At 51.5% G+C, this 344-nt stretch carries 1 rRNA gene; it reads left to right on the top strand.

Annotated elements, in window-relative coordinates:
• A 23S ribosomal RNA gene (locus ACYP5B_RS43555) occupies positions 1–344 on the top strand; the annotation flags it as partial.

The following is a 344-nucleotide window of genomic DNA, read 5'->3' as shown; positions in this document are numbered from 1 at the left end:
CAGCCATCCTTTAAAGAAAGCGTAATAGCTCACTGATCGAGTCGTCCTGCGCGGAAGATGTAACGGGGCTAAGCCAGTCACCGAAGCTGCGGATGCGTGCATTCCTTTAAGTGCACCTTGCTTGTCGATGCGCAGCATCGACAAAGCGCCCCAACAATGGTCGTTGAGGGCTTGTCGATGCTTTGCATCGACAAAGCGCCCAACAGTGATCGTTGGGTAGCAAGTGGAGTGGATTTAAAGGAGTGCACGCATGGTAGGAGAGCGTTCTGTAAGCCTGTGAAGGTGTCTTGTAAAGGATGCTGGAGGTATCAGAAGTGCGAATGCTGACATGAGTAGCGATAAAG

Source organism: Cupriavidus sp. 8B, from assembly GCF_054589115.1.
Note: the sequence above shows the minus strand (reverse complement) of the source record. Positions and strands in the feature narration are given on the sequence as shown.